General features: G+C 66.8%; 10 protein-coding genes. 5 read left to right on the top strand and 5 right to left on the bottom strand.

The features are described 5' to 3' along the window. Positions 1 to 152: 152 nt before the first annotated feature. From gyrB to dnaA, 3 genes are all read right to left on the bottom strand, one after another. Positions 153 to 2,714, bottom strand: coding sequence for a DNA topoisomerase (ATP-hydrolyzing) subunit B (gene gyrB / locus VLK61_RS09070; RefSeq protein ID WP_325420347.1), 2,562 nt, complete (start codon positions 2,712 to 2,714; stop codon positions 153 to 155). A 132-nt stretch (positions 2,715 to 2,846) separates the two neighbouring features. Further along, complete coding sequence (gene dnaN, locus VLK61_RS09065) at positions 2,847 to 3,953, bottom strand: DNA polymerase III subunit beta (RefSeq protein WP_325420345.1); 1,107 nt, start codon at positions 3,951 to 3,953, stop codon at positions 2,847 to 2,849. Between the two features lie 234 nt (positions 3,954 to 4,187). Continuing rightward, entirely contained in the window at positions 4,188 to 5,663 is a 1,476-nt protein-coding gene (gene dnaA / locus VLK61_RS09060) for a chromosomal replication initiator protein DnaA (RefSeq protein ID WP_325420343.1), read from the bottom strand. A 388-nt stretch (positions 5,664 to 6,051) separates the two neighbouring features. On the opposite strand from dnaA, the gene rpmH reads away from it, so the two are divergent. From rpmH to mnmE, 5 genes are all read left to right on the top strand, one after another. Further along, positions 6,052 to 6,189: a 50S ribosomal protein L34 gene (gene rpmH, locus VLK61_RS09055; protein WP_088287284.1), complete on the top strand. Its 138-nt coding sequence runs from the start codon at positions 6,052 to 6,054 to the stop codon at positions 6,187 to 6,189. A 104-nt stretch (positions 6,190 to 6,293) separates the two neighbouring features. After that, positions 6,294 to 6,746, top strand: a complete 453-nt coding sequence (locus tag VLK61_RS09050) for a ribonuclease P protein component (protein WP_325420339.1) — start codon at positions 6,294 to 6,296, stop codon at positions 6,744 to 6,746. 6 nt (positions 6,747 to 6,752) lie between these two features. Next, positions 6,753 to 7,040, top strand: a complete 288-nt coding sequence (gene yidD / locus VLK61_RS09045) for a membrane protein insertion efficiency factor YidD (protein ID WP_325420337.1) — start codon at positions 6,753 to 6,755, stop codon at positions 7,038 to 7,040. Beyond that, positions 7,037 to 8,728, top strand: a complete 1,692-nt coding sequence (gene yidC, locus VLK61_RS09040) for a membrane protein insertase YidC (protein ID WP_325420335.1) — start codon at positions 7,037 to 7,039, stop codon at positions 8,726 to 8,728. Before yidD ends, yidC begins: the two co-directional genes overlap by 4 nt. 276 nt (positions 8,729 to 9,004) lie before the next feature. Next, complete coding sequence (gene mnmE, locus VLK61_RS09035; protein ID WP_325420333.1) at positions 9,005 to 10,414, top strand: tRNA uridine-5-carboxymethylaminomethyl(34) synthesis GTPase MnmE; 1,410 nt, start codon at positions 9,005 to 9,007, stop codon at positions 10,412 to 10,414. A gap of 45 nt (positions 10,415 to 10,459) precedes the next feature. Here mnmE and VLK61_RS09030 read toward each other — a convergent pair whose 3' ends face one another. Beyond that, the gene (locus tag VLK61_RS09030; RefSeq protein WP_325420331.1) at positions 10,460 to 11,479 is read right to left on the bottom strand and encodes a Gfo/Idh/MocA family protein; all 1,020 of its coding nucleotides are present in this window, start codon (positions 11,477 to 11,479) and stop codon (positions 10,460 to 10,462) included. A 9-nt stretch (positions 11,480 to 11,488) separates the two neighbouring features. Next, on the bottom strand, positions 11,489 to 13,450 hold the full coding sequence (locus VLK61_RS09025; RefSeq protein ID WP_325420329.1) for a cation:proton antiporter: 1,962 nt from the start codon (positions 13,448 to 13,450) through the stop codon (positions 11,489 to 11,491). Between the last annotated feature and the right edge of the window lies 1 nt (position 13,451).

Genomic DNA, 13,451 nt, shown 5'->3' with positions numbered 1-13,451 from the left:
ACCACCCGATCGACCGCGCAACCGAGCCGGTCGGGTGGTGCGCCTTCAGCGCTGCATCTTCACCGGCTCCATGTCGCGGATGTAGAACACGCGAAGGCGCCACGCGGCTTCCAGGCGCTGTCACGCCGGTGCGCAACGCGGGACTGCCAGCCTCACGCGTCGATATTCGCCGCCCTCAACGCATTGCTCTCGATGAAGTCTCTGCGCGGCTCCACCTCGTCGCCCATCAGCATCGTGAACACCCGATCGGCCTCGATCGCGTCGTCGATCTGCACGCGCAGCAGGCGGCGCACCGTCGGGTCCATCGTCGTTTCCCACAACTGCGACGGGTTCATCTCGCCCAGGCCCTTGTAGCGCTGGCGGCCGACGGCGCTTTCGGCTTGTGTCATCAGCCAGGCCATCGCGGCGCGGAAGTCGCCGACCTTGTGCTCCTTCATGCGCTCGCCTTCGCCGCGGCGCACCACGGCTTCTTCGCCGAGCAGGTCCTTGAAGGTGACGCCGGCTTCGCGCAGCGCCGCGTAGTCGGCGCCGTGCACGAAATCCTGCGTGATCACGCTGCTCTTGATGTTGCCGTGGTGGCGGCGGCTGATGCGCAGCAAGTGCTTGTCAATGCGGGCATCGAACTGCGCCTCCACCTGTGCATCGACCAGCGCGGCCTGCAGCGCCACGGCGCTGGCTTCGGCTTGCGCGGCGTTGTCCAGGTCCAGCGTCAGGCCGTTGGCAATCGCGCGCAAACCCTGCAGGTCCATCCAGTTGCCCAGGCGGTCCATCACATGGGTGGCCACCACGTACTTGCGCGCCAGTTCCTCGAGCACGCTGCCGTTCAGTGGCTCACGGCTGCCGCTCACACCGTCGGGTAGCACCGTGGCGCTGTCCAGCGCCACCTTCAGCAGGTAGGCGTCCAGCTCGATGCCGTCCTTCAGGTACTGCTCGTGCTTGCCGACCTTGACCTTGTACAGCGGCGGCTGCGCGATGTAGATGTGGCCACGCTCGACCAGCACCGGCATCTGGCGGTAGAAGAAGGTCAGCAGCAGCGTGCGGATGTGGGCGCCGTCGACGTCGGCGTCGGTCATGATGATGATGCGGTGGTAACGCAGCTTGTCGACGTTGAAATCCTCGACACCGATGCTGGTGCCCAGCGCCGTGATCAAGGTGACGATCGAATCGCTGGACAGCAGTTTTTCGTAGCGCGCTTTTTCGACGTTCAGGATCTTGCCGCGCAGCGGAAGGATCGCCTGGAACTTGCGGTCGCGGCCCTGTTTGGCCGAGCCGCCGGCGGAGTCACCCTCGACGATGTAGATCTCGCACTCCGCGGGATCCTTGATCTGACAGTCGGCCAGCTTGCCCGGCATGCCCATGCCGTCGAGCACACCCTTGCGGCGTGTCATCTCGCGCGCCTTGCGAGCCGCTTCACGGGCGCGTGCGGCTTCGACGATCTTGCCGCAGATGATCTTCGCGTCCAGCGGGTTCTCGAGCAGGTAATCCGTCAACAGCTTCGAGACGATTTCTTCCACCGGGCCGCGTACTTCGGACGATACCAACTTGTCCTTGGTCTGGCTGGAAAACTTGGGCTCGGGCACCTTGACGCTGACGATGCAGGCCAGGCCTTCGCGCATGTCGTCGCCGGCAATCTCGACCTTGGCCTTCTTGGCCAGTTCGTTGTCGTCGATGTACTTGTTGATGACCCGCGTCATCGCCGCGCGCAGGCCGGTCAGGTGGGTGCCGCCATCACGCTGCGGGATGTTGTTGGTGAAGCACAGCACGCTCTCGTTGTAGCCGTCGTTCCACTGCATCGCCACCTCGACACCGACGTTGGTGCCCTGGTCGCTGAGCTTGTCGCCCATGGCGTGGAAGATGTTCGGGTGCAGGACCTTCTTGCCCTGGTTGATGAACTCGACAAAGCCCTTCACGCCGCCGGCGTAAGCGAAGTTGTCTTCCTTGGCGTTGCGCTCGTCGACCAGGCGGATCTTCACGCCGTTGTTCAGGAAGCTCAGCTCGCGCAGGCGCTTGGCGACCACGTCGTAGTGGAAGTCGATGTTGCTGAAGATCGTCTCGTCGGGCAGGAAGTGCACCTCGGTGCCGCGCTTCTCGGTGTCGCCGACGATCTTCATCGGGCTGACGTCGACACCGTCGCGCTGTTCGATCAGCGGGTCCTGCGGGATGCCCTGCGCGAATTCGAGGTAGTGCGCCTTGCCGTCGCGCCGCACCGTCAGGCGCAGCCATTTCGACAAGCCGTTGACGCAGCTGACCCCCACGCCGTGCAGGCCGCCCGAGACTTTGTAGCTGTTCTGGTTGAACTTGCCGCCGGCGTGCAGCTCGGTCAGCGCGATCTCGGCCGCGCTGCGCTTGGGCTCGTGCTTGTCGTCCATCTTCACGCCGGTGGGGATGCCGCGGCCGTTGTCGATGACGGAGATGGAATTGTCGGTGTGGATCGTGACGATGATGTCGTCGCAGTGGCCGGCCAGCGCTTCGTCGATCGAGTTGTCGACGACCTCGAACACCAGGTGGTGCAGGCCGGTGCCGTCCGACGTGTCGCCGATGTACATGCCGGGGCGCTTGCGCACGGCCTCCAGGCCCTCGAGGATCTGGATGCTGCCCTCGCCATAGGCCGCGGAGGCCTCGGCACCGGTCGAGGCCACCTGGCCTTCGGCCGAGGGCACGGCGCGCTGCGTCACACCGCGGTCAGGATCATTCGGGAGGGTCGGGTCGCTCATCGCTTCAGTCTCTTCACGCTGGGCCTGCACAGGGGCTGCTGCAGGCCCTTAAAACACGGAAGCGGGCACGTCGGCCCGCTGTCGGTTCACCGCTGCCGCGTGCTTGGCGCACGCCGCGCGGCGACGGGCGCATCAAATGCGCATCGGCATCACCACGTACTTGAAGCCGGTCTGGTCGGGCACGGTGATCAGCGCACTGGAATTGCTGTCTTGCAGTTCGAGCTTGATCATCTCGTGGTTGATGTTGGCCAGCACGTCCATCAGGTAGGTGACGTTGAAGCCGATCTCGATGGCGTCGCCGCCGTAGTCGATCTCGATCTCTTCCTTGGCCTCTTCCTGCTCGGCATTGCTCGACGCAATGCGCAGCAGGCCGGGCTCGATGTTGACGCGCACGCCCTTGAACTTTTCGCTGGTCAGGATCGCCGCGCGCTGCAGGCTGGACAGCAGGGCGCCGCGGCCCAGCACCACGGCGTTCTTGTGGTTCTTCGGGATCACGCGGTTGTAGTCGGGGAACTTGCCTTCGACCAGCTTGGTGACGAACTCCATGCCCGAGAAGGCGAACTTGGCCTGGTTGCCGGCAAAACGCATCTCGATCGCGGTGTCTTCGTCGCGCAGCAGGCGCTGCAGTTCGAGCACGGTCTTGCGCGGCAGGATGACTTCCTGCTTCGGGATCTCGTTCTCGAGGTGGGCCTGGGCCAGGCCGAGGCGGTGGCCGTCGGTGGCCACCAGCGTCAGCGTCTTGCCTTCGGCGACGAAGAGGATGCCGTTCAGGTAATAACGGATATCGTGCACGGCCATGGCGAAGTGCACCTGGTTGATCAGCATCTTCAGCGTCTTCTGCGGCACCGAGAACGCCGGGCCGAAGTCGACCGCTTCGTTGACCAGCGGAAAGTCGTCGGCCGGCAGCGTCTGCAGCGTGAAGCGGCTCTTGCCGCCGGTCAGCGTCAGCTTGGCCTGGGCGGCGGTCAGCGTCACCACCTGGTCGGCCGGCAGGGTGCGCAGGATGTCGATCAGCTTGCGCGCGCCGACGGTGGTGGCGAAGTTGCCCACGTCACCGCCCAGCTCGGCCTGGGTGCGCACCTGGATCTCCAGGTCGCTGGTCGTGAATTCGAGCTCGCCGCCGGTCTTGCGCAGCAGCACGTTGGCCAGGATCGGCAGCGTATGCCGGCGCTCCACGATGCCCGCCACCGACTGCAGCGCGTCGAGCAATTTTTGTTGTGGAGCTTTCAGAACAATCATGTCTTCCTCTTTGAACTTAGTGGTTCTAGTAGGGGGCCGCAGTGGCTGTGGAGAACACTATTTTCGCCTGTATTTTCAAGGGTTTAGCCGGGAATGAACCCTGTGGGCGGGTGGCCCGGAGCTTGGCTGGAAACAAACAACAAGTTCGGCGCGGCAACGGGGCCTGTGGATGAGTGGTCACTTGTTCTAATGTTGTCCACACCGTTGTGCCTTGACAGCCTTTGCTGGTGTTCCTCATCCCTTGAGAGTTTGTTCCAGCACATGCAGCTGCTGGTTGAGCTCGGCATCCTTGGTGCGGTCGCCGCCGATCTTGCGCACCGCATGCAGCACGGTGGTGTGGTCGCGGCCACCGAACAGCTCACCGATCTCGGGCAGGCTCTTCTGCGTCAGCTCCTTGGCCAGGTACATCGCGATCTGGCGTGGCTTGGCAATGCTGGCCGGCCGCTTCTTCGAGTACATGTCGGCGACCTTGATCTTGTAGAAATCGGCGCAGGTCTTCTGGATGTTCTCGACCGAGATCTGGCGGTTCTGGATCGACAGCAGGTCCTTCAGGGCCTCGCGGGCCAGCGTGATGTTGATGTCCTTGTGGCTGAAGCGGCTGTAGGCCAGCACCTTGCGCAGCGCACCTTCCAGCTCGCGCACATTGGCGCGCACGTTCTTGGCGACGAAGAAGGCCACGTCCTCGGGCATCTCGGTGCCTTCGGCGAGCGCCTTGCGGATCAGGATAGCCACCCGCATCTCCAGCTCCGGCGGCTCGATGGCCACAGTCAGCCCGGCGTCGAAGCGGCTGGTCAGCCGCTCGTCGATGTCCACCAGCCCCTTGGGGTAGGTGTCGCTGGTCATGATGATGTGGGCCCGCTTGGCCAGCAGCGCCTCGAAGGCGTTGAAGAACTCCTCCTGCGTGCGGTCCTTGCCGGCGAAGAACTGCACATCGTCGATCAGCAGCAGGTCCAGCGAGTGGTACTTGGCCTTCAGCTCGTCGAAGGTCTTGCGCTGGTAATTCTTGACCACGTCGCTGATGAACTGCTCGGCATGCAGGTAGAGCACGCGGGCATCGGGCTTGTCGTGCAGCAGTGCGTTGCCGACGGCGTGGATCAGGTGGGTCTTGCCCAGGCCCACGCCGCCATAGATGAACAAGGGGTTGTACATGATGCCGGGCGCACCGGCGACGTGCAGCGCGGCGGTGCGCGCCATCTGGTTGGCGCGGCCGGCCACCAGCGTGTCGAAGGTCAGCGCGGTGTTCAGCCGGTGGCTGTTGGCCGCCGGCGGCAGGTGCTGGACCGGCACCATGCCCAGCGGGCTGCCGGCGTGCCCGCCTCCCGGCGTGCCGTGGGTCCCCGGCGTGCCTCCAGGCCGCACGCTGGTGGACGTCGCGAAGGCCTGGCCGTTCAGCAGCGCGGCGGCGCGCATCGGCTGGCCCGATGGCGGGACCGGCCGCGTGGGCACCTGCTCACGCGGGGCCAGCATCAGTTCCAGCCGCACCGGCTTGCCGGCCAGTTCGCTCAGCACACCTTCGATGCGGCTGGCGTATTGCGAACGTATCCAGTCCAGCTTGAAGCGGTTGGGCACGCGCACCGAGGCCACCGCGCCTTCGTCGCCGCCATCGGTGATGTCCGCGGCGGGCAAGGGTCGGATCCAGGTGTTGAATTGTTGTTCGGGCAGTTCGGTCGCGAGTCGTTCGCAACCGCGCTGCCAGAGGTCAAGGCTCATTGTGGACAAGTTGTTCTCAGAGCGGCGGCATTGTAGGCCCCCTAGGCCGCCAGGAACGCTGTTATCCACAGTTTGGCGCCGCGGGTCAAGCCCTGCGCCAAGCCACGGGTTGTGGTGCAAGTGTTTGACCGGAAAGGGGCTTTTTGCTCTAATAGTGGGTTTCCCCAGCGCCCTAAATAACAAGAAGCCGCGCAAAGCCGAGCTAACGTCGCTTTTAGGCTTGTTGAGCCAGGCTTGCCCAGCCGGGCTTGTCCAGCCAAGCGACTTTTGATTTGAGGCGGGGGAATTTTGCTGGCCCGTTTTGCCTGACCTGTTTTGCCTGACTGTTGCGGTGGTGCGTTTGCCCCATGCCGTGCGCGGGCCCCACCACCCCGAGGATTGAAGCATCATGAAGCGCACCTATCAGCCGTCCAAAGTCCGCCGCGCCCGCACGCACGGTTTTCTCGTCCGCATGAAGACCCGCGGCGGCCGCGCCGTGATCGCCGCGCGCCGCGCCAAGGGCCGCAAGCGTCTGTCGCAGGTCTGAGGTCCGGTCGCAGCGCTGGCCGTCTCCATCCAAGCTCAGCGTTGACACCGGGGCTCGGCATTCACGTCGACCCTTCACCCGGCGAACCACAGGCGGTCGGGCGCATGCTGCGTTCGGCCGACTTCGAACGCGTGCTCGCGCAAGCGCCGCGTTCGCGAAGTGCCCACTTCGCCGTGCACCACGTGGCGGCCAGGCCGTCGCTGCCGAAAAAGCCGGTGCGCCGTGTCGATCTGCAAGAGTTATCCACAGCTGGTGCACCTACTTGCCCACTGCCTGTGGATGAGTTGCCGGCCGACGCGCCGATGGCCGGCTGGTGGATGGGCACCGTGGTGCCCAAACGCCACGCCCGCCGCGCCGTCACGCGCAACCTGCTGAAGCGCCAGATGCGCGAAGCGATGTCGGCCCATGCCGGCGCCTTGCCGGCCGGGCTGTGGGTGTTGCGGCTGAAGGCGCCGTTCGATGTACGCCAGTTCACCAGCCCCGCTTCGGCGCCGCTGCGCAGTTGCGCGCGTGCCGAGCTGTCGGTGCTGCTGCAGCGCGCGGCCCAGGCGCGCTGAGCGGTCATGGTCTTGACCGAGCTGCTGCTGCGCCTGCCGCAAACCCTGTTGCTGGGGGCGGTGCGCGGCTATCGTTTTTTCCTGAAGCCCTGGCTGGGCAATGCCTGCCGCTTCGAGCCCACCTGTTCGGCCTATGCGCTGCAGGCGCTGGAGCAACACGGTGCCGCGGCCGGCACATACCTGGTGGCCGCGCGCATCCTGCGCTGCCACCCCTGGTGTGAGGGCGGTTGTGATCCGGTACCGGCGCAGCCGCCTTCGCTCTTCACCCGATTGCTTTCGAAGACCCGCCCATGACCGATATGCGCCGCACCATCCTGTGGGTGGTGTTCTCCGCCTCGCTCGTCCTGCTGTGGGACGCCTGGAACAAGCACAACGGCCACCCGTCGATGTTCAGCCCGGCACCGGCCCGCACGGCCGCCGCCGGTGCATCCCCGGGCGCTTCCGGCGTGCCGGCTCCGACCGCCGGGACCGCGGGCAGCGCCAGCACGGCCGCCACGCCGGCGGCCAGCGCCAGCGCGCCGCTGGTGGGTGAAAAGGTGCTGATCACCACTGACGTGATGAAGGCCACCTTCGACAGCATCGGCGGCCAGCTGGTGCGGCTGGAACTGCTGAAGCACCGCGATACCGACGATCCAAAGCAGCATGTGCTGCTGTTCGACAAGAGCTCGGCGCGCGACTACGTGGCGCAGACCGGCCTGATCACGCAGCAGCAAGGTGTGCAGCTGCCAAACCACCTGACGCCGATGGCGGTGCAGCCCGGCGAGCGCAGCCTGAAGGACGGTGACGACGGCGTGACGCTCAGCTTCGAATCGGCCGATGTCGGCGGCGTGCGCTTGATCAAGACCTACACCTTCAAGCGCGGCAGCTACAGCATCGCCGTCAAGCATGAGCTGCGCAACGGCAGCGCCAAGCCGATTGCGCCCGAGCTCTACCTGCAGCTGGTGCGCGACGGTCATGTGCCCTCCGGCAGCATGTTCATGGCGCCCACCGCCTTCACCGGCCCGGCGCTCTACACCGAGGCCAGCAAGTTCCGCAAGTTCGAGTTCACCGACATCGAAAAGGCGGTGGCCGAACGGGCCAAGACGGGTGGCGGCAACACCATCGAGAAGGCCGACAACGGCTGGATCGGCATGGTCCAGCACTACTTCAACTCGGCCTGGATCGTGCCGACCACGAGCGCGCGCGAATTCCGCACCGACCGGGTCAGCACCAACTTGTACTCGATCGCGATGGTGCTGCCGCTCGGCGAAGTGGCGCCTGACGGCAAGGCCGTGCACGAGGCCACCTTGTTCGCCGGCCCGCAGGAAGAGAAGAAGCTCGAAACGCTGGCCCCCGGCCTGGAGCTGGTGAAGGATTACGGCATCTTCACCGTCATCGCCAAGCCGCTGTTCTGGCTGATGGATGCGCTGCACGGCCTGCTCGGCAACTGGGGCTGGGCCATCGTGGCGCTGGTGGTGCTGCTGAAGATCGCGTTCTACTGGCTCAACGCCAGCGCCTACCGCTCGATGGCCAAGATGAAGGCCATCAACCCGCGGGTGATGGAGCTGCGCGAGCGCTACAAGGACAAGCCGCAGCAGATGCAGCAGGAGATGATGCGCATCTACCGCGAGGAGAAGGTCAACCCGATCGGTGGCTGCCTGCCGATCTTCGTGCAGATGCCGTTCTTTATCGCGCTGTACTGGGTGCTGCTGTCCACCGTCGAGATGCGCGGCGCGCCCTGGCTCGGCTGGATCACCGACCTGTCGATCAAGGACCCGCTGTACATCCTGCCGGCGCTGATGACCTTGTCGACGATGTTCCAGACCTGGCTGAACCCGACACCGGCCGACCCGGTGCAGGCCAAGATGATGTGGATCATGCCGCTGATGTTCAGCGTGATGTTCTTCTTCTTCCCCGCCGGGCTGGTGCTGTACTGGCTGACGAACAACATCCTGGGCATCGCCCAGCAGTGGTTCATCAACAAGCAGCTCGGCGTGGCCTGAGCAAGACGTGACATTCGGCCGGCGGCCGCCGTGAAAACCGGCACGCGGGCCGGTCACCCTCCACAAACCGGGGGTTGAATCCGCCAACCATCGGCCGAATATGCGTTTATCGGTCGAGTCCCCGGCGCAGCCGGCCGGCACGCCGGCCGTGACGATCACTGCGGGGAACCACTGGCGCACACCGCGCCGGCCCTGGGGCGTACATCAGGTGGGTCACGCGACCTGCCCGGCGCTCCACCCCGCGCCATATGCCGCACGCCGGGTCAGAATCCCGGTGTGCCGCTGCCCCGCCACCATGAACCCATCGTCGCCATCGCCACCGCCCCGGGGCGGGGTGCGGTCGGCATCGTGCGGGTGTCCGGCCAGGACCTGAGCGCGCTGGTCCTGGCGCTGTGCGGCCGGCCCCTGAGCCCGCGCCATGCGCACTACGGCCCCTTCCTGGCCGCCGATGGCCAAGCCATCGACCAGGGCCTGGCGATCCACTTTCCCGCGCCGCAGTCCTACACCGGCGAGCATGTGCTGGAGTTGCAGGCGCATGGCGGGCCGGTGGTGCTGCAGCTGCTGGTGGCGCGCTGCCTGGAGGCCGCGGCGCAGATCGATGCAGCCACCGGCCAGCCCTGCCTGCCCCACCTGCGCCTGGCCGAGCCGGGCGAATTCACCGAACGCGCCTTTCTCAACGACAAGATCGATCTGGCCCAGGCCGAAGCCGTCGCCGACCTGATCGAGGCCAGCACCGAAGCCGCGGCGCGCTCGGCCGGGCGTTCGCTCAGCGGCGCGTTCTCGCGCGAGATCGACCAGCTGCGCGAACGCATCGTGCGCTTGCGCATGCTGGTCGAAGCGACGCTGGACTTTCCCGAGGAGGAGATCGACTTCCTCGAAAAGGCCGATGCCCGCGGCCAACTGGCGACGATCATGGCCACGCTGGCGTCAGTGCTCGAGCGCGCGCGCCAAGGCGCCCTGCTGCGTGAAGGCCTGCAGGTGGTGCTGGCCGGCCAGCCGAACGTGGGGAAAAGTTCGCTGCTGAATGCGCTGGCCGGGGCCGAGCTGGCCATCGTCACGCCGATCCCGGGCACCACGCGCGACAAGGTCAGCGAGACGCTGCAGATCAACGGCGTGCCGCTGCATGTGATCGACACCGCCGGCCTGCGTGAACAGGCGCAGGACGAGGTCGAGCGCATCGGCATCGCGCGCAGCTGGGATGCCATCCGCGATGCCGACGCGGTGATCTTCCTGCACGACCTGACGCGGCGCGGCGAACCCGACTACGAAGTGGCGGAGGCCGCGATCGCCGAGCGCCTGCACATCGACGAGCCGCAGCGCATCCTGCAGGTGCACAACAAGGCCGATGTGGTGACTGCCGTTCAGGTGCCGGCCGGCGAGCTGGCCTTGTCAGCGCGCTCCGGCCTCGGGCTCGATGCGCTGCGCCAGGCGCTGCTGGAACGCGCCGGCTGGCATGCCTCGCCGGAAGGTGTTTTCATTGCCCGCAAGCGCCATGTGCTGGCGCTGCAGCGCACGCGTGAGCACCTGGTGGCGGCGGCAGACCATGCCGCGGTGGCAGACGCTGCGCTGGACCTGTTTGCCGAAGAGCTGCGGCTGGGGCATGACGCACTGGCCGAGATCACCGGCGCATTCACCAGCGACGATCTGCTGGGCGAGATCTTCAGCCGCTTCTGCATCGGCAAGTGACCCGGGCCGGGGGTCGATCCGCACCCTGGGCAGGCGCCCCCGGGCTCAGGGCATCAGCACCGGCGTCACGTCCACCGATCGGCCCTCACGCGCACTGCGCAGCAGCGCTTCCAGCGTGGCCATGTTCTCCAGGCTCAGCCGGGTGTCGCCATCGTCACGCAGCCCGGGCTCGAACACCTGACGCGCAAAGTGCTCGGCCTCGAAACGGAAGCCGTTGCCCTGGTCGAAGGCCACGGATTCCAGCGGCGCGTCCCAGCCCACGCCCCGGCGCAGCCGCAGCACGCCCGGCCGCTGCGCATGGGTGTGGTTCAGGTAGTCGGTCTCGATCACCCCGGCACTGCCCAGTACCAGGGCCTGCCGGTGCACGGCGGCGTCCATCGCGCAGCCGATCTGCGCCACCGCGCCGCCTTCGTAGTGCACGGTGCCGGTCAGTGCCATGTCGACGCCGCTGTCGCTCCAGCGCGCCTGCGCCAGCACGGCCAGCGGCCGCCGGCCGGCCACCAGCCGTGCCAGGCTGACGGCATAACAGCCGGCATCGAGCAGCGCACCGCCGCCCAGCGCCGGGTCGAGCCGGATGTCGGCGCCGGCGGGCAGCGAAAATCCGAAGCAGGCCTGCACCAGCCGGATGTCGCCGATGGCGCCCTCGTCGATCAATTGCCGCAAACGCAGTGTCTGCGGCTGGTAGCGGTACGGATAGGCTTCCAGCAGCACGCGGCCGCTGGCCTTGGCCACGGTGAACAGCGACTGGGCTTCGGCCAGCGTCACCGTCAGCGGTTTTTCGCACAGCACGTGCAGCCCGGCACGCAACGCGCGCTCGGTCCACGGCGCATGCAGGCTGTTGGGCAGCGGGATGTAGACGGCGTCGAGCTGCCCGTCGGCCAGCAGGGCCTCATAGCTGCCGTGGGCGCGCGTTATGGCGTGCCGGTCGGCGAAGGCGGCGGCCGCGTCGGCGCTGCGGCTGGCGACCGCATCGATGCGCACCAGCGCGGAGCCCGCGACGCCTTCGGCGAAGCCCTGCGCGATCCGCGCGGTGCCGAGGATGCCCAGGCGGAGAACGCATGTCATCGGAACACCTCACCCTTTCATGAGTTTTTCTTCGGCCAGCGCCAGCGGTTCCGGCAGGCCGGAGATCACCAGCGTATCGCCGGCGGCTAACACCAATCCGTCATGGCCAGGCACGACACGGCCCGAGGCCTGGCGCACCGACACCACCTGCACGCCCACCGCGTGCAGCGCCAGATCGGACAATTTCTGGCCGATGCAGGCAGCCGCCACCGGCAGCGCCACACTGGACAGCCGGGCCTGCTGCAACTCACCCACCGTGTCGTCGTCGCTGCCGTGGAAGTAGCCGCGCAGCAGGCTGTAGCGGGCGTCGCGCGCGTCGCGCGTCAGGCGGATCACGCGGCGCATCGGCACGCCCACCAGCGCCAGCGCCTGCGCGGCCAGCATCAGCGAGCCTTCGATGGCTTCGGGCACCACCTCGGTGGCGCCGGCGTCGCGCAGTTTTTCGAGGTCCGTGTCGTCGATCGTGCGCACGATCACCGGCACGCGCGGCGCGTGGTCGCGCACCAGGTGCAGGATCTTCAAGGCCGAGGGCGTGTCGTGGTAGCTCACCACCACCGCGCTGGCGCGGGCCAGGCCGGCGGCCATCAGGCTGGGCAGGCGCGCGGCGTCGCCGAACACGACGCTCTGGCCGGCAGCGGCGGCCTGGCGCACGCGGTCGGGGTCCAGGTCCAGCGCCATGTAGGGGATCAGCTCCTTGTCGAGCATGCGCGCCAGGTTCTGGCCGCTGCGGCCATAACCCGCAATGATCACGTGGGCCTCGGTCTTGATCGACTTCTTGGCAATCGAGGTCAGCTGAACCGATTGCAGCAACCATTCGCTGGCATGCAGCCTCATCACGATCCGGTTGCTGTACAGGATGACGAAGGGCGTGGCCAGCATCGACAACACCATGCTGGCCAGCACCGGGCTCATCCAGCGCGCAGCGATCAGCCCCTCGTCGGCGCCCAGCGTCAGCAGCACGAAGCCGAACTCGCCGGCCTGCGCCAGGTACAGGCCAGTGCGGATGGCCACCCCCGGCGTGGCGCGAAAACCGCGCGCCAGCATCGCCACCAGCGCGGCTTTGGCCACCACCGGGAAGCTGGTCAGCAGCAGCACCAGCAACCATTGGTCGATCACCGGCCGCCAGTCCAGCTTCATGCCGATGGTGATGAAGAACAGGCCCAGCAATACATCGTGGAAGGGCCGGATGTCGGTTTCGACCTGGTGCTTGTATTCGGTCTCGGCGATCAGCATGCCGGCGATGAAGGCGCCGAGCGCCAGCGACAGGCCGGCGTGCTCGGTCATCCAGGCCAGGCCCAGCGTCACCAGCAGCAGGTTCAGCACGAACAGCTCTTCGCTCTTGCGCCGCGCCACCAGCGTCAGCCACCAGCGCATCACGCGCTGGCCGCCCACCAGCAGCAGCGCCAGCAGCACGGCGGCCTTCAGCAGCGCGAACAGCAGTGCGCGCGCCATGTCGCCGGCACCGGCGCTCAGCGCCGGGATCAGCACCAGCAGCGGCACCACGGCCAGGTCCTGGAACAGCAGCACGCCCATCACGCGGCGGCCATGTTCGGTTTCGAGTTCCAGCCGCTCGGCCATCAGCTTGACGACGATGGCGGTGGACGACATCGCCATCGCCGAGCCCAGCACCACCGAGCCCTGCCAGGACAGCTCCCAGGCCCGCCCCAGCCAGCCGAACAGCAGGATCAGCGCGACATTGCCGAGCACCGCGCCGGCGATCGTCAAGACCACCTGCGACGCCCCGAGCCCGAACACCAGCGTGCGCATGCTGCGCAGCTTCGGCAGGTTGAATTCCAGCCCGATCACGAACATCAGGAACACCACGCCGAATTCGCCCAGGTGGCGCAGCGAATCGGGGTCGTCGCCCAGGGCCAGCGCATTGGGGCCGATGACCACGCCCACCACCAGGTAGCCCAGCATGGCCGGCAGCTTGAGCAGCCGGGACCCCACCACCCCGATCACCGCGGCCAGC

The sequence above is a fragment of the Aquabacterium sp. genome (genome assembly GCF_035476535.1).
In the GTDB taxonomy this organism is placed as follows: domain Bacteria; phylum Pseudomonadota; class Gammaproteobacteria; order Burkholderiales; family Burkholderiaceae_C; genus Pseudaquabacterium.
The sequence above is the reverse complement of the archived record's forward strand: the minus strand, read 5'-3'. Positions and strand labels throughout refer to the sequence as shown.

Excerpts from the sequence above, each read along its gene's own strand:
- rpmH (WP_088287284.1), top strand. The coding sequence starts at position 6,052 with ATGAAGCGCACCTATCAGCCGTCCAAAGTCCGCCGCGCCCGCACGCAC.
- gyrB (WP_325420347.1), bottom strand. The coding sequence starts at position 2,714 with ATGAGCGACCCGACCCTCCCGAATGATCCTGACCGCGGTGTGACGCAG.
- dnaA (WP_325420343.1), bottom strand. The coding sequence starts at position 5,663 with ATGAGCCTTGACCTCTGGCAGCGCGGTTGCGAACGACTCGCGACCGAA.
- VLK61_RS09030 (WP_325420331.1), bottom strand. The coding sequence starts at position 11,479 with ATGACATGCGTTCTCCGCCTGGGCATCCTCGGCACCGCGCGGATCGCG.
- yidD (WP_325420337.1), top strand. The coding sequence starts at position 6,753 with ATGGTCTTGACCGAGCTGCTGCTGCGCCTGCCGCAAACCCTGTTGCTG.
- yidC (WP_325420335.1), top strand. The coding sequence starts at position 7,037 with ATGACCGATATGCGCCGCACCATCCTGTGGGTGGTGTTCTCCGCCTCG.
- VLK61_RS09050 (WP_325420339.1), top strand. The coding sequence starts at position 6,294 with ATGCTGCGTTCGGCCGACTTCGAACGCGTGCTCGCGCAAGCGCCGCGT.
- dnaN (WP_325420345.1), bottom strand. The coding sequence starts at position 3,953 with ATGATTGTTCTGAAAGCTCCACAACAAAAATTGCTCGACGCGCTGCAG.